The following is a 21,565-nucleotide window of genomic DNA, read 5'->3' as shown; positions in this document are numbered from 1 at the left end:
GCGCCGTTGCCACAGAGGGCTAGCTTTGCGAGGCCTATTCGATCCCCACCCGATTACGCCCATTGTGCTTGGCCATGTACAACCCCTTGTCCGCCGCCGAAATCAGCTGGCGGCAATCGCCACCTTGCTGGGGCGTGAAGGTCGAGACGCCAACGCTGACGGTCAGGTTCGCCCCCTCATGAGGCGTGATGTGGGGGATGTTCAGGGCAACGACGCTCTGGCGCAGCTTTTCGGCCATCAATCGGGCACCGCCAGGCGAGGTGCCGGGCAGTACCAGGGCGAACTCTTCGCCGCCGTAACGGGCCGGCAGGTCGGACGGACGGCTGCACGCATCACGGATCGCCGTGGCGACCTTGCGCAGGGCTTCGTCCCCCTCCAGATGGCCGAAATTGTCGTTGAAGGACTTGAAGTAATCCACGTCGATCATCAACAGCGATAGCTGGGACTGGTCCCGCAGCGCCCTTCTCCACTCCAGCTCCAGGTATTCATCGAAGTGCCGGCGGTTGGACAGCCCGGTCAGGCCGTCGGAATTCATCAGTCGCTGCAGCACCAGATTGGTGTCGAGCAATTGCTGCTGGCTGACCCGCAGGGCGCGATAGGCCGCATCGCGCTGCAGCAGCATCATGTAGGACCGCGAGTGATAGCGAATGCGCGCCACCAGTTCGATGTTGTCCGGCAACTTGACCAGGTAATCGTTGGCCCCGGCGGCGAACGCCGCGCTTTTGACCAGCGGGTCCTCCTTGGTGGACAGGACAATGATCGGAATATCCCGGGTCGCCGGATGGTTACGGTATTCGCGCACCAGGCTCAGGCCGTCAAGACCGGGCATCACCAAGTCCTGGAGAATCACCGTTGGTTTGATGCGCACCGCCTGGGCGATGGCCTGGTGTGGGTCGGCGCAGAAATGGAAGTCGATGTTATCTTCCTTTGACAGCCCGCGCCGCACCGCCTCGCCGATCATCGCCTGGTCGTCGACGAGCAAGACCATGGCGGCATTCTCATCGCGCTTGAAATCGTCGAGTTGTAAATCATTCATGGGAGCTCACCTGAATACGGCTGTGGACAAGGTTGCCGGGGTTCTTCATGGGGTAAAAATTTCCGCCAACCGTGGCGCTATCTGGTCCAGCGCAAGGATCTGCGCAGCCGCGTCGATGGCCGCTGCCGCTTTGGGCATGCCGTACACCGCGCTGCTCTGCTGGTCCTGGGCGATGGTCGGATAGCCCTGCTGGCGCATGAGTTTAAGCCCTTGGGCCCCGTCGCGGCCCATGCCCGTGAGCAAAACGCCCACCGCGTCACCGCTCCAGAAGTGGGCGACGCTCTCGAAAAACACGTCGATGGAAGGCCGATAGATCTCGTTGACCGGCTCGGCGGTGTAGGCCAGGGTGCCGTTTTTCAACAGGCGCAAATGGTGGTTGGTGCCGGCCAGCAGCACCGTACCGCTTTGCGGCGGCTCGCCGTGCCGGGCCAGGCGGACCTCTAGGCCTGACGCACTGCTGAGCCATTGCGCCATGCCTGCGGCAAACACCTCATCCACATGCTGGACCAGCACAATGGCCGGGGCGAAATGCCGGGGCAGGCCCTTGAGCAGGATCTCCAGCGCCGCCGGCCCACCTGCCGACGATCCGATGGCAACCAGGCTATTGCGTGACAACGAAACACGCTGCGCCGCCGGTGCCGCGCGTTCACGGTGATTGCGCTCACCGATCAGCCAGCCGATGTTGGTGATCTTGCGCAGCAGCGGTGCCGCCGCGTGCGCGGGGTTGCCGACCCCCAAGGTGGGGGTATCAACCACATCCAGCGCGCCATACCCCATGGCTTCGAACACGCGGTGAACGTTCTGCTGGCTGTCACCGGTGACAATCACAATGGCGCACGGGGTTTCGGCCATGATCCGCCGGGTCGCCTCCACACCATCCATGATGGGCATGAGCAGGTCCATCAGAATCAGGTCCGGGGTGTATTCGGCGCAACGCTGGACCGCCTCGGCACCGTCGGCGGCCACCCAGACCAACTGGTGCGCCGGCTCGAAGGCCAGGGCACGGCGCAGGGCTTCGACCGCCAGGGGCATGTCATTGACGATGGCGATCTTCAAGCGCGTGCTCCTCCGATCAATTCGACGACGGCATCGAGCAGGGCGTCGTCATGGAAACTGGCCTTGGCTAGATAATAGTCAGCGCCGGCGTCCAGGCCACGGCGACGATCTTCTTCACGATCCTTGTAGGACACCACCATCACCGGCAGCGACTGCAGACGGTTATCGCGCCGCAACAGCGACACCAACTCGATGCCATCCATGCGCGGCATGTCGATGTCGGTGATCAGCAGGTCGAAATCCTCCGCTCGCAGCGCGTTCCAGCCGTCCATGCCGTCCACGGCCACCGCCACGTCATAGCCGCGATTGAGCAACAGCTTGCGTTGCAGCTCGCGCACGGTCAGGGAGTCGTCCACCACCAGGATCCGCTTGCGCGGTGTCTGCGTCTGGTTCTGGCGGGCGATGCGCTCCAGGCGCCCGGTGTCGAGCAACTTGTCCACCGAGCGCAGCAGGTCTTCGACATCGACGATCAGCACCACCGAACCATCGTCCAGCAAGGCACCTGCGGAGATGTCCTGGATCTTGCCCAGGCGTTCGTCCAGGGGCAGGACCACCAGCGTGCGCTCGCCAATGAACCGTTCGACCGCCACGCCGTAGATTGCCTCGCGCTCACGGATCACCACGACCTTGAGCGCCTGGTTGTTGTTCTGTGATGCCGGGCGATTGAGCAACTGACTGGCCGCGACCAGTCCGACATGCCGCCCTTCGTGCCAGAAGTGCTGGCGCCCTTCGACCTGCACAATGTCCTCAGGAGCGAGGTCGCACATGCGCTCGATGTGAGCCAGGGGAAAGGCGTAGGCTTCACCGCCGACTTCCACCACCAGACTGCGCACCACCGAGAGTGTCAGCGGCACCTCGAGATGGAAGCGGCTGCCCTCACCCGCTGTCTGCTCCAACACCACCGCGCCACGCAGTTGCCGGACCATATGCTGGACGGCGTCCAGGCCGACGCCGCGCCCGGACACTTCAGTGACGGTGTCGCGCAGGCTGAAGCCGGGCAGGAACAGGAACGTCAGCAGTTCCTCTTCGCTCAAGTTGGCGGCGGTCTGCTCAGGGGAAAGCCCTCGTTCGACGACGCTGCGCCGCACCCGCTCCAGGTCCACACCGGCGCCGTCGTCCGCCAGTTCCAGCACCAGCAGGCCCGCCTGATGGGAGGCGCGCAAGCGGATCAAACCTTCGGCGGGTTTGCCGGCGAGCACCCGTTGCTCCGGGGATTCGATGCCATGGTCCACGGCGTTGCGCAGCAGATGGGTCAGCGGTGCTTCGAGCCTTTCCAGCACGTCGCGGTCGACCTGGGTTTTATCGCCCTCAATCTCCAGGCGCACCTGCTTGCCCAGGCTGCGGCCCAGGTCACGGACCATGCGGGCCTGGCCGGATAACACATCGGCAAACGGTCGCATGCGACAGGCCAGCGCCGTGTCGTACAACACCTGTGCTCGCTGACCGGCCTGCCAGGCGAACTCATCCATCTCTGCGGTTTTCTGCGCCAACAGTTGCTGGGTTTCGGCCAGCAAACGGCGGGCGTCGTTGAGCGCTTCCTCGGCCTGCAAGCTCAACGCGTGTTCCTTGAGGTGCACATTCAGCTCTTCCAAGGCCCGCAAGCCGTTGCTCTGCTGGCGCTTGAGCCGTTGCATCGTCGCCAGCCAGGGCTTGAGGCGCTGGGTTTCCACCAAGGATTTACTGGACAGGTCCAACAGGCTATTGAGGCGCTCGGCGGTGACCCGCAACACCCGCTCGCCCCCTTCGGTGACCCGTTTCCCCTTGGGGACCGCTTCCGTTGACGCCAGCGGTTCTGCCTCGGCCGGCTCAACGCGTAAGGCCTCGGCTTGCATCTCGATTCGCGGTGGCACGACAGGCGTCTGCGCAGCGGCAGGATCGAGCAGTTGCCCCATCAACGCCACATACGCATCGACGTCCTGAGCTGCGATGCTGTTGCCAGGCGTGGCAATTCGCGTCAACAGGTCGGTGCCTTGCAGCAAGGCATCGATATGCTCGGCGCGCAGGACCAGGCGGCGCTCCTGGGCGCTGACCAGGCAATCCTCCATGACATGCGCCACGCTGACCCCGGCGTTCACCCCAACGATCCGCGCCGCGCCCTTGAGGGAATGAGCCGCGCGCATGCACGACTCAAGATAATCGGCCTGGGTCGGGTCGCGTTCCAGGGCCAGCAGGCCGGCGCTGAGCACCTGAGTCTGGGCTTCGGCTTCCAGGCTGAACAACTCCAGCAACGAGGCGTCACGCATTTGATCAGGGGTCATGACAGGCTCCGGGTCATGGCGGACAACAACTGTTCTTCGTCCAGCCAGCGCAGGCTGCGGCCCTTGAACTTCAATACGCCACGGGTGTACTTGGCCGCCGATTGCGAGGCAGCACTCAGGACGCGTTCATCGATGGCGTGAATGCCGTCCACCTCGTCCACCGGCACCACCACCGGACCGCCCTGGGCCGCGACGATCAACATGCGCGGCATGACCCGTGCACCGGCAACCACCGCCCCGCCGGGCTCCAGGTCCAAAAGGTCCACCAGCGAGAGGCAGGCCACCAGGGCCCCGCGCACATTCGCCACGCCCAACAAGGCCCGCGAACGCTGGTGGGGCAGCGAATGAATCGGCTGCAACGGCGCCACTTCCACCAGACTGCGGGTGGTCAGGCCCAGCCACTCTTCGCCCAGTCGGAACATCAACAGCGATCGGGTGACGATATCGCTGTCCAGCGGCGCGAGGGTCAGATCCCGGTCGTCGCGCTGCAAAGTGTAGCGGTCGAGCAAGCGGGTGGCCGCCGCCGAATACACCGAGCAGTTGCGGCAGTGAATATGCTCGGCCAGCAATGGACAGGATTTATCGCCATGCACCCCGATGCGGTTCCAGCAGTCGTCGATGGCCTGGGCATCGTCATGGGTCAGTTTGTCATTAGCCGAACCACTCATTGTTTACGCTCACTGTCAGCCATGCGCCCGCTACGAGCGGCGCGGTCCTGCAATCGACGGGCACCGGCCGCGTCTCCCTGGGAAGCCAGCAGCGCCGCCAGATGCACCAGGGCCTCGGCGTGTTGCGGTTCAAGATAGAGCGCCTTGCGATAAAAACCCTGGGCCTCCAGTGCGCTACCGGCCATGTCACTGAGCAGTCCCAGCCAGTAGAACACTTGGGCCGCCGGCGCATGACTGCTCAAGTATTGCTGGCAGGCAGCACGGGCTTCGGCGCTTTTGCCAGCATTGGCCAGCGCGGCGATATTGGCCAGCAAGGTAGCGGCGTCGCTGTTTTTCGACTCGGTGATCGGGGTCACCCTTGCTGCAAACGGCCGGGGCCGGACCACTGGAGGGATGACGCGAGACGCGACCTGACCAAGCGGCAGCGGGGCCGGCAGCGGAGTCGACATCAACGCGGGGAGCGGTTTTGGCTCCGGGGCGCCTTGGCGACTGAAAGCGAAAGACTGGGCAATCCCGATCGAACGCATGCCCAACCGCCCCAGCAAACTGCCCTCGGCGGGACCGATAAACAGCACGCCGTCCTGGTGGGTCAGGCGCTTGAGCACCTCGAACACCTGCTGCTGGGTTGGCTGGTCGAAATAGATCAGCAGGTTGCGGCAGAACACAAAGTCGTAAGGGGCCTCATTCACCAGCAAGGTCGGATCCAGCAGGTTGCCCACTTGCAGACGTACCTGTTCACTCACCCGCTCGCTGAGGCGATAACCCTCTGCCTCGGCGTTGAAATGTCGCTCGCGAAAACCAAGGTCGGCGCCACGGAAAGAGTTTCTGCCATAACGCGCTTGCCTGGCACGCTCTATCGACAGCGGACTGACGTCCAGCGCGTCCACCTTGAACTGATGCGGCCCCAGGCCCGCGTCGAGCAAGGCCATGGCGATGGAGTAAGGCTCTTCGCCGGTGGAGCACGGCAAGCTGAGAATGCGCAGCGCGCGCAGGTGCTTGATCTCGGCCAAGCGCTTGATGGCCAGCCTGGCGAGGGTGGCGAAGGACTCGGGATAACGGAAGAACCAAGTCTCCGGGACAATCACCGCTTCGATCAGCGCCTGTTGCTCCTGGGCCGAATGTTGCAGGCACTGCCAGTACTCATCTGCGGCTCGCCCAGGCACGGCAATGATGCGCTGGCGCACGGCCCGCTCAATGATGGCGGTGCCGACGGAGGTGACATCCAGGCCGATGCGCTCCTTGAGAAAATCGAAAAACCGCTGGTCGTTGCTCATGGCCGACCCTCGATGTCATCGAAGCTCAAGGGCGGCGTGGGAAACAGCACGGCACGGACCGACTCGTCGAGCAGGTCATTGACCCGCACCCATTGCAACAGGCCTTGCGCGTCTTCGCGCACCGGACCCAGGTACGGCGCCTGTGGATTATCCAAGCCATAGGGTCGGAAATCCGCCGGATCGCAACGCAGGGTGTCGGTGGCTTGTTCCAGAATCAGCCCCAGAACCTGCCCCGCCTGCTGCGCGTCGGGGCGGTAATACACCAGCACCAGGCGCGTACTGGTACGCGCCTGGGCGCTCTGACCGAAGGTCAGCCTGCACAGATCGATCACGGGCACCACCGCGCCGCGCCAGGCAAACACGCCCGCCACCCAGGACGGTGCCCGGGCAATCGGCTTGAGGGGCAGGCGCGGCAGCACTTCCACCACATCGATGGCTTGCAGGGCGTAGCGTTCGTTGCCGATGCAAAACACCAGGAACAACGACTGACGGGCCGCCGGCACGGCGCCACGTCTGGCCTCGAACTCGCTCATCAGACTTTGAAACGCGAGACGCCGCTGCGCAGCCCCACGGCCACCTGGCTCAGTTCATCGATGGCGGAACTGGCCTGGCGCAGCGACTCCACCGTCTGACTGCTGGCATCGCCCAGTTGCACCAGGGCGTGGTTGATCTGCTCAGCGCCGGTGGCCTGGGCTTGCATGCCTTCGTTGACCATCAACACCCGCGGCGCCAGCGCCTGCACCTGATGGATGATCTGCGACAGTTGCTCGCCGATCTGCTGCACCTCGGCCATGCCACGGCGCACTTCTTCGGAGAACTTGTCCATGCCCATCACGCCAGCGGATACGGCGGACTGGATTTCGCGCACCATCTGCTCGATGTCGTAGGTTGCCACGGCCGTCTGATCCGCCAGGCGCCGCACCTCAGTGGCGACCACGGCAAAACCGCGACCGTACTCACCCGCCTTCTCGGCCTCGATGGCGGCATTGAGGGACAACAGGTTGGTCTGGTCGGCCACCTTGACGATGGTCACCACCACCTGGTTGATGTTGCCGGCCTTCTCGTTGAGGATCGCCAACTTGGCATTCACCAGATCCGCGACGCCCATCACCGAGTGCATGGTTTCTTCCATGCGCGCCAGGCCTTGCTGGCCGGAACCGGCGGCCACCGAGGCCTGATCGGCAGCACTGGAAACTTCGGTCATGGTGCGCACCAGATCCCGGGACGTGGCGGCGATTTCTCGAGAGGTCGCGCCGATCTCCGTCGTGGTAGCGGCGGTTTCCGTGGCGGTGGCCTGTTGCTCGCGGGAAGTGGCAGCGATCTCGGTCACCGAGGTGGTGACCTGCACCGAAGAACGCTGGGCCTGGGAGACCAGCGAGGTCAGCTCGGCCATCATGTCGTTGAAGCCGGTTTCCACGGCCCCGAACTCGTCTTTGCGCGCCAGGTTCAGGCGTCCGCTCAGGTCGCCGCTGCGCATGACGCCGAGGATTTCCACAATGCGATTCATCGGCGCCATGATCGCACGCATCAACAACAGGCCGCAGAGCATGGCAATGAGCACCGCCACGAGAAACGACAGCCCCATGGCAACTTCAGCGGCGGTTACCGACTGACTGATGGTCAGGGCAGCTTTTTCCGCCAGCTCCCGGTTGCGTTCGATGATCTGGTTCAAATGCCCGCGACCGTCGAGCCATGCCGGGGTCAGCTCCTTCTCCAGCGCCAGCTGTGCCCCGTCATAATCCTTGCGTTCATACAGGTCCAGAACCTTCGCCAGGGCCTTGTTGAAGTCCTGATGATTGACCTCGAATTCGTCGAAGGAGACTTGGTCGGCAGGGTCCTGAATCAGCTTTTGATAGTGCTGGATTTCCTCGCGCAGATGCTGCTCGTAACCCTGGTAGAGCGCCTTGTCCTCGGCAGTGATTTCCCGCTGTCCCGAGAGGCCGACGATCTGCTGGGTCTTGACGTAGCTGTCGACCCAGCCACCGCGAATCATGGAACTGTAATACACCCCCGGTACCGCGTAGACGCGCACTTTTTCTTCACTGGCCTCGATCTTCAACAACCGCGAATACGTGACGACCACCATCAGCAGCATGATGGCGATGATCACCGCAAAACTCGCCAGGATGCGTTGGCGCAACGTCCAGTTCTTCACAGAGAAACCTCAGGCATTTGAAATGCTGGGGAGTATAGCCGAGGGCGGTGTGGCGTCTGTATGGCGGTGTGGGAAGAGTTTGGCGATTCGCCCAATTGTTCAAACAGCTCAATCGATAGGGCAGTCGATGCAAAAGCTATGTGGGAGCGAGCCTGCTCGCGATTGCGGTGCATCAGTCAATAATAGTGTCGACTGACATACCGCTATCGCGAGCAGGCTCGCTCCCACAAGGGAGGATGGTTCCCCTGGGGTCAGGCCTGACTCAAAGAGACGCCTGGCGAACCTGCTTCTCCAGCTCGGTCTTCAAGCCCGGCTCCAGTTTGAGCTGGCGCGCCAGTTCATCGAGGTAGGATTTCTCCATGAAGTTTTCCTCATCCACCAGCATCACGCTGGCGATGTACATCTCAGCGGCCATTTCCGGCGTGCTGGCGGCCCGGGCGACGTCGGTGGGGTCCAGGGGTTTGTTGAGCTCGGCGTGCAGCCAGTGTTGCAGCTCCTGATCGTTGTCAAGCTTGGTGAATTCGCCTTCGATCAACTGCTTTTCACGCTCGTCGACGTGGCCATCGGCCTTGGCCGCCGCCACCAGGGCCGTGAGGATTGCCTGGCTGTGCTGCTCGACCTGGGCCGGGGGGAGACGATCCAGCGTTTGCGGTTCAGTTTTCGGCGCACTGCCCTGCTGGGCTTGCCAATTGCCATAGGCCTTGTAGGCAATCACGCCCAATGCCGCCAGACCACCGTAGGTCAGGGCCTTGCCGCCAAACTGGCGAGCCTTCTTGTTGCCCAGCAACAGGCCCATGGCGCCGGCGGCCAGCGCCCCGCCACCCGCGCCGGAGAGCATCCCGCCCAAATTACCAGCACCACCGCCGAGCAAACCGCCCAGGCCGCCGGATGACTTGCCTTGGGCACCGCCAGCCTTGTTCTGCAACATTTCCTGACCGGACTTGAGAAGCTGATCGAGCAATCCACGGGTGTTCATCTGCTGCCTCCACGCATTCGGGTAACCGGATCATTAAGGCAATCAGCCTAGTTCGAAAGTGCCCGCGCCTGTCGGTGAGAGTGCTTCGAGATGTTGCTTGCCGATTTTCATGTGGCTGCGGCGAACCCGATAAAACGATATAGACTCGAATCAACTGAAAAACCGCCGCAAAAACAGCTTTGACGAGGGATTGGACATGCAAACCAAACTGCTGATCAATGGCCAACTGGTGAACGGCGACGGGCCCGGCCAGGCCGTGTTCAACCCCGCGCTGGGGCGGGTGCTGGTGGAAATCAACGAAGCCAGCGAAGCCCAGGTCGATGCCGCCGTGCGCGCGGCCGACAATGCCTTCGAAAACTGGTCTCAGGTTCCGCCCAAGGATAGGTCTGTGCTGCTGCTCAGGCTGGCCGATGCCATCGAAGCCCACGGTGAAGAACTGGCGAAGCTGGAATCGGACAACTGCGGCAAGCCCTTGAACGCCGTGCTCAACGACGAGATCCCGGCCATTGCCGACGTGTTCCGTTTCTTTGCCGGCGCCAGCCGGTGCATGAGCGGCTCGGCGGGTGGCGAATACCTGCCGGGGCACACGTCGATGACCCGCCGCGACCCGGTGGGCGTGATCGCCTCCATCGCGCCGTGGAATTACCCGCTGATGATGGTCGCCTGGAAAATCGCCCCGGCCCTGGCCGCCGGTAATACCGTGGTGCTCAAACCCTCGGAGCAGACCCCGCTGACAGCGTTGCGCCTGGCGGAACTGGCGTCGGATATTTTCCCCGCTGGCGTACTGAACGTGGTGTTCGGGCGTGGGCAGACCGTCGGCCAACCGTTGGTCACCCACGCAAAAGTGCGCATGGTGTCACTGACCGGCTCCATCGCCACGGGCGCGAACATCATTTCCAGCACGGCCGACAGCGTCAAACGCACTCACATGGAACTGGGCGGCAAGGCCCCGGTGATCATTTTCGACGATGCCGACATTGACGCGGCCGTGGAAGGCATCCGCACCTTCGGCTTCTACAATGCCGGCCAGGATTGCACCGCTGCCTGCCGCATTTATGCCCAACAAGGCATCTATGACCGGTTCGTCGAGAAACTCGGCGCGGCGGTGGCCAGCATCAAGTACGGCCTGCAAACCGCCCCGGACACCGAGATGGGTCCGCTGATCACTGCCCAGCACCGCGACCGCGTGGCCGGCTTTGTCGAACGGGCCATCGCCCAATCGCATATTCGCCTGATTACCGGTGGCAAGGCCGTGGACGGCAACGGATTCTTCTTTGAACCAACGGTGTTGGCCGACGCCCAGCAGGACGACGAAATCGTGCGCCGCGAGGTTTTCGGGCCGGTGGTGTCCGTCACGCCGTTCATCGACGAAGCGCAGGTGCTGGCCTGGGCCAACGACTCGGACTACGGCCTGGCGTCTTCAGTCTGGACCGCCGACATCGGCCGCGCCCATCGCCTCGCCGCACGTCTGCAATATGGCTGCACCTGGGTCAATACCCACTTCATGCTTGTCAGCGAAATGCCCCATGGCGGTCAGAAACGTTCTGGTTATGGCAAGGACATGTCGATGTATGGGCTGGAGGACTACACGGTGGTGCGGCATGTGATGTTCAAGCATTAAATGCAAGACACCGTGTCAAGCATTTAGCAATACATACCCACGGCTGCCCGGCGTTCGTACTGCTAAGGTTTTCGTCGGATCGGTGCACGCTCGCCGGTTGACGGAAATCCTGGCAGGACCTAGGGTGTCTACAGTGTATACATCCAGGAGATATGGTCATGGCCTCGCCCGTTTTGTCTTTTCGTGTGGAAGAAGGTCTGGCGCAACAGCTGGACTTGTTGGCTGCTGCCACCGACCGCGACCGCCAATACCACCTCAAGCGTGCACTGGTTCGATATGTAGAAGCCGAATCCTGGCATCTGCAGGCCATCAGCGAAGGCATAGCAGATGCCGATGCGGGAAATCTGACCGATCTGGATGCCGTGAAGGCAAAGTGGGCAAAGCGTGCCGAGCATCGTACTGACTGATAAAGCACAGAGTGACCTCGAATCGATTCATGAACATTACCAGGGCGTTATCGGCACGCCAGGCGCGACGCAAGTCATCGCCACCATCCTTGAAACGCTGCAACAGCTGCAGCGTTTTCCTGGTTCAGGGCGGCCTTCAGTTGCTCCCGATATTCGAGAGCTGGTGCTGACACGCTATCCATTCGTTGCACCTTACCGGTTCATGCACGGACAGATTCAAATCCTGCGGATACTGCACCAGCGCACCGAACGCTCCCAGGACTGGTAGAGGGAGTGACTATCGACGGTCGCTTCCTGCTGCGACCGTTCACTACAACGATTGTTCAAAACCTCGAAACACTGCGCATTGCATCCATCAGGCAACGCATGGCGATCCGGTCGTTTTCCGACAGCTCCCGATAGCGTTCCACCAGCCTTAATTCGTCCATGCTGAGCGGCCGTGTCCTGCGCGCGTTCGTCAAGCATGGAAGGATCCCCAGCAATTGGGTGATGCCCTGTATTTTTGTCATTGAGCCTTGTCCTTCTGGTACGTCGAATTGACCTGATAACGCCTGCTGAATCCGCGGTTCAACGTCTATCACGCTAAAGGATAGGGATGATTCACGCCGTGGAAAGAGAGTTTTAGAGTAATTAGTCAAAAAAAGCAGAGTTAGCCGATAAAAAAGGAAATATCTGTAAGGAAATTTAACCAAACCACGCTTTCTTCTCTCGCCCGACCTGCGTATCCCCTATGATTTTGCGCCTCGGTGAACCGATCCAGCTCTCAGGCATCTGTTCTAACGTCTGTCGCGTTTGGCCAAAGGCATGTCCGAACTTCTTTACCAGTCTCTGTTGCCAGGAAAGGCTCGGGATTGTCTCCAGAAAGGTTGTATTTATGCACCGCAGGAATCTGCTCAAGGCCTCCATGGCTTTCGCTGCCTACACCGGGCTTTCGGCCTCAGGACTCATGGCCGCACGCGCCTGGGCTGCTGACCGGACCGCCGACGGCGAGGCACGTCCTTTCGATTTCAATGGTTTGAAAGAACAGGCCCGGGAACTAGCCAAGAGCCGTTACGTCGACACCAAGCAAGTCTTGCCGCCGACACTGGCGATGATGTCCCCGTTGCAATTCAACGCCATCCGCTACGACGCCAACCACTCGCTATGGAATGAGCTGGACGGTCAGCTGGACGTGCAGTTTTTCCACGTCGGCATGGGCTTCAAGCAACCGGTGCGCATGTACAGTGTCGACGCCAAGACCCGCATGGCCCGTGAAGTGCACTTCCACCCGGAGTTGTTCAACTATGAGAAAACCACGGTCAACACTTCGCAGTTGACCGGTGACCTGGGCTTCTCGGGGTTCAGGGTGTTCAAGGCGCCGGAACTGGACCGGCACGACATCGTTTCGTTTCTGGGGGCCAGTTATTTCCGCGCCGTGGACAACACCGGCCAGTACGGGTTGTCGGCCCGGGGCCTGGCCATCGACACGTACGCCAAGAAGCGTGAGGAATTCCCGGACTTCACCAAGTTCTGGTTCGAAATCCCGGACAAGAACAGCACCCGTTTCGTGGTCTACGCCCTGCTCGACTCCCCCAGCGCCACCGGTGCCTATCGCTTTGACATCGATTGCCAGCCCACCCGTGTCGTGATGGAGATCGATGCGTACATCAATGCGCGTACCGCCATCGAGCAACTGGGCATCGCACCGATGACCAGCATGTTCAGCTGCGGCACCGTTGAGCGGCGCATGTGCGACACCATCCACCCGCAAATCCACGATTCCGACCGCCTGGCGATGTGGCGCGGCAATGGCGAGTGGGTCTGTCGCCCGCTGAACAACCCCGCCACCCTGCAGTTCAACGCCTTCGCCGACAACAACCCCAAAGGCTTCGGCCTGGTGCAGACCGACCACGACTTCGCCAGCTACCAGGACACCGTGGACTGGTACAGCAAGCGCCCAAGCCTGTGGGTCGAACCGACAACGGCCTGGGGCGAAGGCTCGGTGGATCTGCTGGAGATTCCTACCACCGGTGAGACCCAGGACAACATCGTCGCATTCTGGACGCCGAAAAAGCCGGTCGCTGCCGGTGAGTCGCTGAACTACGGCTACAAGCTCTACTGGAGCGCCTTGCCACCGGTGAGCACCGAGCTGGCCCAGGTCAACGCGACCCGTTCAGGCATGGGCGGTTTCATCGAAGGCTGGGCACCGGGCGAGCACTACCCCACCGTCTGGGCGCGACGCTTTGCCGTGGACTTCAACGGCGGCGGTCTCGACCAGCTTCCCCCCGGCACCGGTATCGAACCGGTCGTGACCTGCTCCCACGGCGAGGTGAAGGACTTCAACGTGCTGGTGCTGGATGCGATCAAGGGTTACCGCATCACCTTCGACTGGTACCCGACCGACGACCGCGTGGACCCGGTGGAGATGCGCCTGTTCCTGCGCACCAAGGACCGGACCTTGAGCGAGACCTGGCTGTACCAGTACTTCCCGCCGGCGCCGGATAAGCGTAAATACCCTTGAGCCTTCAGCGTCAGGGATGACGCCATCGCGAGCAGGCTCGCTCCCACAGGGTAGGGTGTGGATCACAAGTTCTGTGAACAACACCAATCCACTGTGGGAGCGAGCCTGCTCGCGATGAGGCAAGTACAGACGCCGGACCATCCAGCCCAATAAACAAAAGCCCCGGCCTAAAAACCGGGGCTTTTTGTTTCAAGCCACCCCTTAATCGCGCAAATCCGACTCATGAATCGGCTGTTCCCGATGCGTGGCCCGTTGGTACTGCGCCGGCCAGGTGGCCTTGCGTCCCCCCAGGTCATCATCGGCATGCAGCGCCCAGTACGGGTCGCGCAACAATTCGCGGGCCAGGAAAATGATGTCGGCCTGGCAGGTCCGCAAGATGTGCTCGGCCTGGGCTGGTTCGGTAATCATGCCTACGGTGCCGGTGGCGATTTCCGACTCCTTGCGCACCCGTTCGGCAAAACGCGTCTGATACCCGGGACCGGTGGGGATTTCTGCATTCGCGGCGGTGCCGCCCGAGGACACATCAATCAGGTCCACCCCCAGTGCCCGGAATCGTCGCGCCAGCTCCACGGTTTCATCCGGGTTCCAGCCATCTTCGACCCAGTCGGTGGCCGATACGCGCACGAACACCGGCAACTCCTCAGGCCATACCGCCCGGACCGCTTCGGTCACTTGCAGCACCAGCCGGATGCGATTCTCGAACGAGCCGCCGTATTGATCGCGCCGCTGATTGCTCAAGGGTGACAGGAATTGATGCAGCAGATAGCCGTGGGCGGCGTGGACTTCCACGACTTTGAAGCCGGCCGTCAGGCTACGTTTGGCCGCCTCCACGAACGCCTGGATGACACCGGCAATCTGCCCCTCGTCCAGTTGGACCGGCTGGGTGTGCTGCGGATCGAAGGCAATCGGCGACGGGCCGACCGGAACCCAACCACCCTCCTCCGGTTTTACGCTGCCATGCTTGCCGAGCCAGGGTCGCCAGGTGCTGGCCTTGCGTCCGGCGTGGGCCAGCTGTATGCCCGGCACGGCCCCTTGGGCGGTGATGAAGCGGGTGATGCGTTGCAGGGGGGCGATCTGTTCATCGTTCCACAACCCCAGGTCCTGATCGGTGATGCGGCCGTCGGCAGTGACGGCAGTGGCTTCGGTGAACACCAGGCCGGCGCCACCCACGGCGCGGCTGCCGAGGTGTACCAGGTGCCAGTCATTGGCCAGGCCATCGGCGCTCGAATACTGGCACATCGGCGACACGGCGATGCGATTGGGCAGGGTCAATTGGCGAAGGGTATAGGGTTCCAGCAGCAGACTCATGGGGCACCTCTCGAATCAGTGGGCAGGCTCCAGGGTTCTGTTTGAAAAGTCGACGAGTGACAAAAGGTGCAACACCCGCCCCCGCGGGCAAAGAAATCCGACAAGACGTCACAAGGGCTATCAAGCAGTGCTTAGAGCCTAGTCGACAACCCGGGATCAGGGTGGGTTCAGAATTAAAAACCGCCCCTGATTCTCGTGTGGGAGCAAAGCTTGCTCGCGAGACAGGCACCTCGTTCTTTGAAAAACCGCATCGCCTTCATCGCGGGCAAGCCTTGCTCCCACACAAGGAGTCGCCACCCAGCAGATGAGTATTGGAGCCTACCGCGGTTCGATATGGGCAATCATCAACTGCACCGTTTCCTGGCCGCGAAACTCGTTGAGATCGAGTTTGTAGGCCAACTCCACCCAGCGCACCGTGGGGTTTGGCCAGATATCGCGATCGATGCCGAAGGCTATACCGTCGAGCTTCACCGAACCGCATTCGCTCTTGAGAACGACCTTGAGGTGCCGTTCGCCCACCACGCGCTGTTCGACCAACTGGAACACTCCGTGAAACATCGGCTCCGGGAAATGCTGACCCCAGGGCCCGGCGTGACGCAACGCCCGAGCCAGCTCCAGGTGAAACTCTTCCACCGCCAGGGTGCCGTCCGACAACAGGCGCCCGGTCAGGTCTTCTTCACGTAATTGTCGGCGTACTTCAGCGTCGAATGCCTCGGCGAACAATGGAAAATTCTCTTGCGCCAACGTCAGTCCCGCCGCCATGGCGTGGCCGCCATACTTGCTGATCAGCGTTGGATGTTGCGCGGCCACCACACTCAGGGCATCGCGAATATGGAAACCCGGCACCGAACGCCCCGAGCCCTTGAGCAGGCCGTCTCCGGCATCGGCAAAAGCAATGGTCGGACGGAAATAACGCTCCTTCATCCGCGAGGCGAGGATCCCGATAACGCCCTGGTGCCACTGAGGATCGAACAGGCATAAACCGAACGGCATCGATTCCACCGGCAAGTCCTTGAGCTGGGCCAGGGCTTCACGTTGCATGCCCTGCTCGATGGATTTGCGGTCCTGGTTCATGCCGTCCAGTTGCGCCGCCATCTCTCGCGCCAAGGCCGGATCGTCAGTGAGCAGGCATTCGATGCCCAGGCTCATGTCGTCCAGACGCCCGGCTGCGTTCAGGCGCGGGCCGAGGATAAAGCCGAGATCGGTGGAGGTGATACGAGAATGATCGCGCCTGGCCACTTCCAGGATGGCCTTGATACCGGGGCGGGCACGCCCGGCACGAATGCGTTCCAGGCCCTGATGCACCAGGATGCGGTTGTTGGCGTCAAGGGGCACCACATCCGCCACGCTGCCCAGTGCCACCAGATCCAGCAGTTCGCCGATGTTTGGCTGGGGGCTGCTGGCGTATCGGCCCAGGCTGCGCAGACGCGCCCGCAAAGCCATCAGCACATAAAAGATCACCCCGACACCGGCCAATGCCTTGCTCGGGAACTCACAGCCCGGCTGGTTCGGGTTGACGATGGCGTCGGCCGCCGGCAGTTCCAGGCCCGGCAAATGGTGGTCGGTAACCAGCACCTTGAGCCCCGCCGCTTTCGCCGCTGCCACACCTTCGACGCTGGAAATGCCGTTGTCCACGGTGATCAGCAACTGCGGCTCACGGGTCAGGGCAACCTCGACAATTTCCGGGGTCAGTCCGTAGCCGTACTCGAAGCGATTGGGCACCAGATAATCGACATGGGCCGCGCCGAGCAAACGCAGGCCCAACATGCCCACCGTGCTGGCCGTCGCGCCGTCTGCATCAAAGTCGCCGACGATCAGGATGCGCTGGCGTTGCTCCAGCGCCACCACCAGCAGATCCACGGCCGCGTCGATGCCCTTGAGTTGCTGATAAGGAATCAAGCGCGCCAGGCTCTTGTCCAGTTCAGCCTCGGACTGCACGCCACGGGCCGCATACAGGCGCGTCAACAGGGGCGGCAGGTCACCGAGGAATGGCAGGGTATCGGGTAACTGGCGGGGTTCTATGCGCATGGGGTGACGGATATTTCTCTATAAAACTGTGGAATTTTGATTACTTGTGGTGAGGGCGCTTGCTTGCGTTGAGCCCTGTAGGAACTGCCGAAGGCTGTGATCTCTTGATCTTTGGCTTGAGACTCAAGCGCCAGGGGAAAGATCGCAGCCTCGCTTCGCTCGGCAGCTCCTACAAGGCCCGGCGGGATCAGCCGCGCTCACCCAGCAACCACTGCAACTGGACTTCATGCTGGCCGCGATCATCAGTCACGAAAATCGTCCCTTCGCTGATCATCACATCCCACTTGATTACGCGGGGCATGTCCTTAGCGAGAGTCTCCAGCACTTCCTGGGGCACGGCGGCAATGTTGACGTTCTTGAGGTTCTTTACCGCCGGGATCACCTTGCCTTCCCAGACCCGCAGGCTGCCATAGGCCAGCAGGCTGGTGCGTTCGGTGCGGCGCGAGCACCAGGTCAGACGGTCGGCATCGGGCTGGCCGACTTCAATCCAGTGCAATACACGATCATCCAGGCTTTTTTCCCACAGCGCAGGTTCATCGACGTCCGACAGACCCCGGCCAAACGCCAGCAGTTCGTTGTACCAGAAAGCGTAGGCCAACAGACGCACGGTCATGCGTTCCTCGGTTTCCGAAGGATGACGGGCGATGGTCTGCTTCACGCTCTCGTACACACTGCGGTCGAGATCGGTGAGGTTCAGTTCAAACTTATAGGTCGTGGACGGCTGGGCCATGAACGGGCTTCTTGATACAAGGAAAGGCGGCAAGTCTAACCGATGAGGCGGGCATTCCACGAATTGCCGACCATCAACCTGCGGCGACTGGCGCCGGCCTATGATAAAACGCTCTATTCGTTCTGCCTTTTGTTCTACAGGATCCGTCATGTCGCTTACTGCCAAACCCCTTGCGGGCGTCAAAGTCATCGAACTCGGCACCTTGATCGCCGGACCTTTTGCCTCGCGGATCTGCGGTGAATTCGGTGCCGAGGTGATCAAGGTCGAATCGCCCGATGGCGGCGACCCGTTACGTAAATGGCGCAAGCTGTATGAAGGCACGTCCTTGTGGTGGTTCGTTCAGGCGCGGAACAAGAAATCCCTGACCCTGAACCTCAAGCACCCCGAAGGTCTGGCGATTCTGAAAAAGCTGATCAGCGAAGCCGACATCCTGATCGAGAATTTTCGCCCCGGCGTGTTGGAAAAGCTCGGCCTGGGCTGGGATGTATTGCATGCGCTGAACCCGAAGCTGGTCATGGTGCGGCTTTCGGGCTTCGGTCAGACCGGGCCGATGAAAGATCAGCCCGGGTTTGGCGCAGTGGGCGAGTCCATGGGCGGCCTGCGTTACATCACCGGGTTCGAAGACCGGCCACCGGTGCGCACCGGCATATCCATCGGCGATTCGATTGCCGCCCTCTGGGGCGTGATTGGCGCACTGATGGCGCTGCGTCATCGCGAGGTCAACGGCGGAACCGGGCAAGTGGTGGACGTGGCGTTGTACGAAGCGATTTTCGCCATGATGGAAAGCATGGTGCCGGAGTTCGACGTGTTCGGTTTCATCCGTGAGCGCACTGGCAACATCATGCCCGGCATCACCCCGTCGTCCATTCACACCAGTGCCGATGGCAAGCACGTGCAGATTGGCGCCAACGGCGACGCGATCTTCAAGCGCTTCATGCAGGTCATCGGCCGTGACGATCTGGCCAATGACTCGCAACTGGCCAGCAATGATGGGCGCGACAGCCGCCGCGATGAGCTGTACGGGGTCATCGATCGCTGGGTCAATTCGCTCCCGCTCGATACCGTTATCGAGCACTTGAACCAGGCGGGAGTGCCGGCCAGTCGGATTTTCAGCGCCGAAGATATGTTCAGCGATCCGCAGTTCCTCGCCCGGGAAATGTTTCTCAAGGCCAAGCTGCCGGACGGCAAGGCGTTCAAGATGCCGGGCATCGTACCGAAACTCTCCGACACACCGGGCACCTCTGAATGGGTGGGTCCAGCGCTGGGTGAGCACAATGCTCAGGTGCTCGGCGAGCTTGGCTTCGATGCACAGAAGATCGCCCAACTGCGCACCGACGGCGCCATTTGATGCGCCCTGCAGTAAACGAAAGTCTGTGATCACTGAAGATTAACTGTGGGAGCGAGCCTGCTCGCGATAATGGTGTGCCAGTCATTACCCGGTCTACTGACCCGACGCTGTCGCGAGCAGGCTCGCTCCCACAGAGTTTCTGCGCCACCCAGCGGCAGAGCACGCCAAAACCTTAAACGACGGGCAAAAAGAAACCCCGAGAAGTGGGGAGACAACTCGGGGTTAAACGCGACCATTGAGGTCGGTACAACAAGCGACAAGCACCGGAGCACAATGCTTGATCTTGTTGGTAAAGGGTCTGACTCATCAGGACGTAGGAAGGTTCCCACGAAATTGTGTTCAATTCGGGAGAGCCATGACCTTGTCACGCGCCAGATTACGCAGCGCCGCGATCACACAGGGCTCAAGCCGGCCCTCGGCAATCAGCACATCGCGATGCAGGCCATCGACCACGTCCGTCAGTTGGCGTCTGTCGGTCAATTGGGCCTGGTTGAACAGGCGTTCGACCATGATGGCCCCGGAGGCATTCTTCAGCGTTACCAGGCACTCGCCTCTGGCGCCAGAGGGAGTCAGCGTCACCTGATACGGGCTCAAAGCCTCACCCAGCAATAGGCTGATACTTTCCATTCGCTCACCCTTCAATAGTCCGAAAACAACTGCTTGTGCACAGTAAATGACCGTGGGCCGCAGCAGAAAGTTCGTTCGCATACCGAGCCGGTACACCTCGAAGCCGTTCAACCGAGCATGCGCGTCCAATATGACAGGCAAACAACAGCTGCCGCTGGAAGAAATTTTCTCGCGAGCAGCCTGCCTCAAGCCAGCAATGGCTCAGAGCGATTCCACCGGCGCCCGACATCGATCCAGCCTCCCAGCAAACCGCGCAACTGCCCGTCGGCCCCATAAAAAGGCACCGACCAATGATAGATTTTGCGTAATCCACTCCGGAACATCAGTTGACGATCGACGAACCGGGACTGGCCGGTTCGCAGTTGTTCCATGACCTCTCCGTGCAACTGCTCGGCAGTAGCCGGCGGGAACACCGCAGAGTCCGTCAGCCGGGTGCCCCGCAACTTTTCAAAGCGCGTCGCGAACTGCTCTTCGTAACTCTTGTTGCACATGATCAGGCGCCCTTCCAGGTCTCGAATGAAGATCGGATCGGGGATGGCATCCATCAAGGCCTTCTGGAGCATCAACTGATCATTGAGGACAGCCTCGGCCTTGAGGCGCTGGTCGATTTGTATCTGCAGGCGGCGGTTCCAAAGCAGGGACAGCAGAGCGAACAATACGACCACCGTCACACACCAATAACCCCACTGGGAAATCCGCAACCAGACCGATGGCGGCTGGCCAGGAGCAATACCTGCCATCCATTTGATACGCAGCGCCCGCATTTCCTCGGCCGGAAAAGCTTCCAGCGCCTTGTTCAGAATACTCAGCAATGGGAGCAGATCCTGACGTACGGCCAGATAGTCCGGTTCCCACTTGCCCTCCAGACTTCTTCCTACGCGCAACTGTCCCGCCGGATAAAGGTGCACCCCGGTTTCGTTTTCAATGGTGGCGTGGGCCTCCCGGCTCTCCACCAGGGCCCTCGCTTCCCCGTAAGTCTTGACCGTGCGCAACTCGATGGCCGGGTAGTCGCGCCGGATTTGCGCCTCCAAGGCATGCCGTGCCGGCAATGCCAGGATCTTGCCATTGAGCTGCTCCAGCGAATCGGGGACGGCCTCCCCGTCGCGTCCGACGAATACCCAGCCGGAGCCGCCAAAAGCGTGGCTGAAGTTCAGAAAATCCCTACGTTCGTCGTTCATCGCCAGCGTGGTCGTCATGTCGGCCTCTGCGTTCTCCAGCATCGCCAGCAATTGTTCAGGGGAGAACGACTCCCGATGCACAAACTCAAGGCCTGTCATGCGCGCAATACGCTGGAGAATGTCGTTGTTCAGGCCGTTCCACTGCCCATGCTCATTCTTGAACAGGTACAACGGAAACTGCATCGAGGCCACGATGACCTGCGGGTTTTGCTCGATCCACTTCAACTCCTGCGGATCCAGCACCAACCGCTCGCCGGGGCCGAACGGTGGCGTTTCGTAGGCCGCCAACTGTGCGGCGTCTACCCCCAGTGCCCAGTACACCAGGACCAGGCCCATCATCCAGCCCAGGGCTGGTTTGCATCTGATAAAAAACAACATCTGCATATCCTTCGAGA

At 61.4% G+C, this 21,565-nt stretch carries 19 protein-coding genes; 5 read left to right on the top strand and 14 right to left on the bottom strand.

Annotated features, from left to right (window positions below; genetic code table 11):
* Positions 1–34: 34 nt before the first annotated feature.
* The 8 genes from BM132_RS06485 to BM132_RS06450 all read right to left on the bottom strand — a co-directional run bounded on the left by BM132_RS06485 (position 35) and on the right by BM132_RS06450 (position 9,423).
* Positions 35–1,036, bottom strand: coding sequence for a diguanylate cyclase domain-containing protein (locus BM132_RS06485; RefSeq protein WP_092401301.1), 1,002 nt, complete (start codon positions 1,034–1,036; stop codon positions 35–37).
* 45 nt (positions 1,037–1,081) lie between these two features.
* Entirely contained in the window at positions 1,082–2,092 is a 1,011-nt protein-coding gene (locus BM132_RS06480) for a chemotaxis response regulator protein-glutamate methylesterase (RefSeq protein WP_092454109.1), read from the bottom strand.
* Positions 2,089–4,350, bottom strand: a complete 2,262-nt coding sequence (locus BM132_RS06475; RefSeq protein ID WP_092454107.1) for a hybrid sensor histidine kinase/response regulator — start codon at positions 4,348–4,350, stop codon at positions 2,089–2,091. Before BM132_RS06475 ends, BM132_RS06480 begins: the two co-directional genes overlap by 4 nt.
* The gene (locus tag BM132_RS06470) at positions 4,347–5,018 is read right to left on the bottom strand and encodes a chemotaxis protein CheW (protein WP_092454105.1); all 672 of its coding nucleotides are present in this window, start codon (positions 5,016–5,018) and stop codon (positions 4,347–4,349) included. Before BM132_RS06470 ends, BM132_RS06475 begins: the two co-directional genes overlap by 4 nt.
* Entirely contained in the window at positions 5,015–6,292 is a 1,278-nt protein-coding gene (locus tag BM132_RS06465) for a CheR family methyltransferase (protein WP_092454103.1), read from the bottom strand. The genes BM132_RS06470 and BM132_RS06465 overlap by 4 nt, the downstream gene beginning before the upstream one ends.
* Positions 6,289–6,825 (bottom strand): chemotaxis protein CheW, encoded by a 537-nt coding sequence (locus BM132_RS06460; RefSeq protein ID WP_092454101.1) that lies wholly within the window; start codon positions 6,823–6,825, stop codon positions 6,289–6,291. The genes BM132_RS06465 and BM132_RS06460 overlap by 4 nt, the downstream gene beginning before the upstream one ends.
* Positions 6,825–8,447, bottom strand: coding sequence for a methyl-accepting chemotaxis protein (locus BM132_RS06455; protein ID WP_092454099.1), 1,623 nt, complete (start codon positions 8,445–8,447; stop codon positions 6,825–6,827). Before BM132_RS06455 ends, BM132_RS06460 begins: the two co-directional genes overlap by 1 nt.
* A gap of 262 nt (positions 8,448–8,709) precedes the next feature.
* Positions 8,710–9,423 carry a tellurite resistance TerB family protein gene (locus tag BM132_RS06450; RefSeq protein WP_092401321.1) on the bottom strand — a complete coding sequence of 238 codons (714 nt, stop codon included), beginning with the start codon at positions 9,421–9,423 and terminating at the stop codon, positions 8,710–8,712.
* A 196-nt stretch (positions 9,424–9,619) separates the two neighbouring features.
* On the opposite strand from BM132_RS06450, the gene BM132_RS06445 reads away from it, so the two are divergent.
* The 3 genes from BM132_RS06445 (at position 9,620) to BM132_RS06435 (ending at position 11,719) form a co-directional block, all read left to right on the top strand.
* Positions 9,620–11,044, top strand: coding sequence for a gamma-aminobutyraldehyde dehydrogenase (locus tag BM132_RS06445; RefSeq protein ID WP_092401324.1), 1,425 nt, complete (start codon positions 9,620–9,622; stop codon positions 11,042–11,044).
* Positions 11,045–11,202: 158 nt separating this feature from the next.
* Positions 11,203–11,451, top strand: a complete 249-nt coding sequence (locus BM132_RS06440; RefSeq protein ID WP_092454097.1) for a CopG family ribbon-helix-helix protein — start codon at positions 11,203–11,205, stop codon at positions 11,449–11,451.
* Complete coding sequence (locus tag BM132_RS06435) at positions 11,429–11,719, top strand: type II toxin-antitoxin system RelE/ParE family toxin (protein WP_092454095.1); 291 nt, start codon at positions 11,429–11,431, stop codon at positions 11,717–11,719. Before BM132_RS06440 ends, BM132_RS06435 begins: the two co-directional genes overlap by 23 nt.
* Positions 11,720–11,774: 55 nt before the next feature.
* On the opposite strand, the gene BM132_RS06430 is transcribed toward BM132_RS06435, so the two are convergent.
* Entirely contained in the window at positions 11,775–11,960 is a 186-nt protein-coding gene (locus BM132_RS06430; protein ID WP_092401333.1) for a hypothetical protein, read from the bottom strand.
* A gap of 365 nt (positions 11,961–12,325) precedes the next feature.
* On the opposite strand from BM132_RS06430, the gene BM132_RS06425 reads away from it, so the two are divergent.
* On the top strand, positions 12,326–13,951 hold the full coding sequence (locus BM132_RS06425) for a glucan biosynthesis protein D (RefSeq protein WP_092454093.1): 1,626 nt from the start codon (positions 12,326–12,328) through the stop codon (positions 13,949–13,951).
* A gap of 201 nt (positions 13,952–14,152) precedes the next feature.
* Here BM132_RS06425 and BM132_RS06420 read toward each other — a convergent pair whose 3' ends face one another.
* From BM132_RS06420 to BM132_RS06410, 3 genes are all read right to left on the bottom strand, one after another.
* Positions 14,153–15,259, bottom strand: coding sequence for an NADH:flavin oxidoreductase/NADH oxidase (locus BM132_RS06420; protein ID WP_092402684.1), 1,107 nt, complete (start codon positions 15,257–15,259; stop codon positions 14,153–14,155).
* A gap of 318 nt (positions 15,260–15,577) precedes the next feature.
* Positions 15,578–17,287, bottom strand: coding sequence for a single-stranded-DNA-specific exonuclease RecJ (gene recJ, locus BM132_RS06415; protein WP_047227512.1), 1,710 nt, complete (start codon positions 17,285–17,287; stop codon positions 15,578–15,580).
* A gap of 187 nt (positions 17,288–17,474) precedes the next feature.
* Positions 17,475–18,017 (bottom strand): YaeQ family protein, encoded by a 543-nt coding sequence (locus tag BM132_RS06410; RefSeq protein WP_092402682.1) that lies wholly within the window; start codon positions 18,015–18,017, stop codon positions 17,475–17,477.
* A 148-nt stretch (positions 18,018–18,165) separates the two neighbouring features.
* On the opposite strand from BM132_RS06410, the gene BM132_RS06405 reads away from it, so the two are divergent.
* On the top strand, positions 18,166–19,365 hold the full coding sequence (locus BM132_RS06405; protein ID WP_092454091.1) for a CaiB/BaiF CoA transferase family protein: 1,200 nt from the start codon (positions 18,166–18,168) through the stop codon (positions 19,363–19,365).
* Positions 19,366–19,704: 339 nt separating this feature from the next.
* Here the strand turns inward: BM132_RS06405 and BM132_RS06400 are convergent, their stop codons facing one another.
* Both BM132_RS06400 and BM132_RS06395 read right to left on the bottom strand, forming a co-directional pair.
* Positions 19,705–19,992: a DUF3509 domain-containing protein gene (locus BM132_RS06400; RefSeq protein ID WP_092402678.1), complete on the bottom strand. Its 288-nt coding sequence runs from the start codon at positions 19,990–19,992 to the stop codon at positions 19,705–19,707.
* Positions 19,993–20,177: 185 nt separating this feature from the next.
* Complete coding sequence (locus BM132_RS06395) at positions 20,178–21,548, bottom strand: transporter substrate-binding domain-containing protein (protein ID WP_092454089.1); 1,371 nt, start codon at positions 21,546–21,548, stop codon at positions 20,178–20,180.
* Positions 21,549–21,565 lie beyond the last annotated feature (17 nt).

The sequence above is a fragment of the Pseudomonas sp. NFACC45 genome, from assembly GCF_900113505.1.
Classification (GTDB): Bacteria; Pseudomonadota; Gammaproteobacteria; order Pseudomonadales; family Pseudomonadaceae; genus Aquipseudomonas; species Aquipseudomonas tehranensis.
The sequence above is the reverse complement of the archived record's forward strand: the minus strand, read 5'-3'. Positions and strand labels throughout refer to the sequence as shown.